Origin of the sequence: Cribrihabitans pelagius (genome assembly GCF_048820915.1) — a bacterium.
In the GTDB taxonomy this organism is placed as follows: Bacteria; Pseudomonadota; Alphaproteobacteria; order Rhodobacterales; family Rhodobacteraceae; genus Cribrihabitans_A; species Cribrihabitans_A pelagius.
On sequence record NZ_JBMERR010000058.1, the window covers coordinates 1 to 2,789 of the forward strand.

At 63.9% G+C, this 2,789-nt stretch carries 3 protein-coding genes and 1 pseudogene; 1 reads left to right on the plus strand and 3 read right to left on the minus strand.

Annotation, left to right across the window (positions count from 1 at the left end):
- Positions 1-177 precede the first annotated feature (177 nt).
- Both msrQ and msrP read right to left on the minus strand, forming a co-directional pair.
- Entirely contained in the window at positions 178-801 is a 624-nt protein-coding gene (gene msrQ / locus ACOHX0_RS21810; RefSeq protein WP_420679352.1) for a protein-methionine-sulfoxide reductase heme-binding subunit MsrQ, read from the minus strand.
- Between the two features lie 15 nt (positions 802-816).
- On the minus strand, positions 817-1,731 hold the full coding sequence (gene msrP, locus ACOHX0_RS21815) for a protein-methionine-sulfoxide reductase catalytic subunit MsrP (protein WP_420679353.1): 915 nt from the start codon (positions 1,729-1,731) through the stop codon (positions 817-819).
- 211 nt (positions 1,732-1,942) lie between these two features.
- On the opposite strand from msrP, the gene ACOHX0_RS21820 reads away from it, so the two are divergent.
- Complete coding sequence (locus ACOHX0_RS21820) at positions 1,943-2,509, plus strand: hypothetical protein (RefSeq protein ID WP_420679355.1); 567 nt, start codon at positions 1,943-1,945, stop codon at positions 2,507-2,509.
- 61 nt (positions 2,510-2,570) lie between these two features.
- Here the strand turns inward: ACOHX0_RS21820 and ACOHX0_RS21825 are convergent.
- Positions 2,571-2,789, minus strand: a pseudogene (locus ACOHX0_RS21825) (transposase); the annotation flags it as partial.

A 2,789-nucleotide genomic window follows, 5' to 3' on the forward strand; every position in this document is an offset into this window, starting at 1 on the left:
CCGATCCGATCCTGCATCGCCATCCCTGGCTCAGCGTCCCGTCCGGTGTGTCTCAGCAGCGCCTCAGCGCCGCCGGTGAAGGGGGTTCTAAGGTTAGTCGCACAGAGTCGCAAGCGCTTTTTTGAGGAATTCTGCGTTTTCTTGAAGTTTTCCAGAAAGCACCGTGAAAACAGGATCTTACCACCGCCTCGCCTCCTGCCTTGCTCTGCCAGGGCGCCAATTCCCCTGCCACGGCAGCCGCAAAGCCAAGAGAAAGCTGATGACACCCAGATAGAGGAGCGGTTCGATGCGGAATCCCTTCGCCAGCAGCAGGTAATGCACCGCCGCCAGCACCGCCGCCGGATAAGTGAGCCGGTGCAGCCGCCGCCAGGCGGGGCCCAGGCGGCGCACCGCGGCATTGCTGGAAGTGAGCGCCAGCGGCAGCAGCAACAGGAATGCGGACATGCCTACGGTCACGTAAGGGCGCTTGGCGATATCGGCCACGATCTGTGAGGGGATCTGCACATCGAGCAGCAGCCAGACCAGGAGATGACAGGCGGCATAGAAAAAGCACAGAAGCCCAAAGGCGCGGCGGAACTTGATTAAGTTCAGCCTCAGATGCGCGCGCAAAGGCGAAACCGCCAGCGTCAGGATCAGCAGTTGAAGCGCCAGCTCGCCATATTCATGCTCCAGCGCCTCGATCGGCTCCACCCCCAGCCCGCCGGTGAGGCCAAGATAGAACAGCCAGGGCGCGGGCAGCATGCCACCCAGGTAGACACTCCAGACGGGCACGCGGCGCAGCAGGGTGTTCAGCCTGTCCATCCCCCCACTCATGGTTCAAAAGTTCTCCCTGAGGTCCATGCCCGTATATAAGGCGGCCACCTCTTCGGCGTAGCCGTTGAACATCCGGGTCGGCTGGCGGCGTGCAAACAACCCGCCGCCGATGCGGCGCTCGCTGGCCTGGCTCCAGCGGGGGTGGGAGACCTCGGGGTTCACATTACTATAGAAGCCGTATTCGCGCGGGTTCGACATGTTCCAGCTTGCTGGCGGCTGATCTTCGGTGAGGGTGATGCGCACAACAGACTTGATTGACTTGAAGCCGTATTTCCACGGCACCACCAGCCGGAGCGGCGCGCCGTTCTGGTTGGGCAGGGGTTTTCCGAAGATCCCGGCCGCCATGAGGGTGAGCGGATGCATCGCCTCGTCGAGCCTCAGACCCTCGCGGTAGGGCCAGTCCAGCACCCTATAGGCGGTGCCGGGCATCTCGCCGGGGCGGTAAAGGGTCTCAAAAGCGACATAGCGCGCTTCAGGCCTGACGCCGGCAAATCCCAGCAGGTCGGCCAGTTCGAAGCCCTGCCAGGGGATCACCATCGACCAGGCCTCGACACAGCGGAAGCGGTAGATGCGCTCCTCCAGCGTCATCGCGGCGAGTATCTCTCCGATGGAATAGCGGCCCGGGCGCTCCACCAGCCCGCCGATCTCCACGCTCCAGGGCGAGGTGGTCATCCGGTGGGCATAGGCCGCAGGGTCGCTCTTGCCGGTGCCGAACTCATAGAAGTTGCAGTAGCTGGTGACCTCTTCCCAGGTGTTGGGCTCCAGCGCGTCCTGAGCGCCCTGGGCCTGCGCGCTTCCACCCAGTGCAGTGGCCAGCCCGCTGCCTGCAAGCCCCGCGAGGATACGGCGCCGGTCCCAGAAGACGGCTTCCGGCGTGATGTCCGCCCGGGTCAGGTCGTTTTTCCAGCGATGCGCCATGCGTTGCTCCCCATGCCTGTGGCTCCGGCTCAGAGGTAAGCCCCGCAAGCTCGTTCGCCAAACCATATCCTCTCACGAAGCCGCGATGGGGCCGCAACATGGGCTATGGCCCTGCGAAGCAAGTGGGATGCAATTTGCCCCTGTACGCCGGCAGCGCCTGGCTTATGGTCGGGCAAACCGCCCGCTCCGCAGCCACTACAGAGGATACTGCATGAAAACCCTAGCCGCGCCGCTTGTCCTGGCCCTTGCCGTCCTGCTCTCCGCCTGCGCGGGCAAGCCGCCCTCCACCCCGGCCGAGGTCTCGCGCCTTGCCGCCGCGCTGGAGGCGCTGGACCCCGGGGTCGACCCGGAGGAAGCGCGCCGGGCGGCGGCGATCGCCTACGGCCACTCCAGCAAACTGGCCGAGGATTATGGCGTCACCACCACGCCGATCCTGCACAACACCATGGTGAATACAGGTGTGAAGGAGCGCGGGCTCTGTGTGCATTATGCCGAGGACATGCAGAAGCGGCTCAATCAGGAAAACTTCCAGACCCTCACCCTGCTGCGGGCCATTGCCGAGCCGCGCAACGAGTTCCGCATCGACCACAGCACCGCGGTGATCGCGGCCAAGGGAGACGGCATCTACGAAGGCATCGTGCTCGACCCCTGGCGCTATGGCGGTGCGCTCTACTGGTCCCCCACCCGCGCCGATCCGCGCTACGACTGGGAGCCGCAGATGGAAGTGCTGCGCCGCAAGTACGAGCGCAAGGTGGCGCGGGACGCGGTAGCGGGGTGAGGAAATTGAGGTACGGATGTCCAGAACTCAGACCGAGTAGTTAGGAAACTAGGGTCAGGACTCATAGCCAGTAAATGACGAGTGCGGCGAGGGCGATGGCTGAGAGGAAGACCTTCGGGCATCTGTCGTATCGGGTCGCCACACGCCGCCAACCCTTCAGCCTGCCGAACATGATCTCGATCCGATTGCGGCGTTTGTAGCGGCGCTTGTCGTACTTGACCGGTTTCTTCCGCTGTTTCCGACCGGGGATGGGATACACGCGCGTATCCCTTTGTCTTTC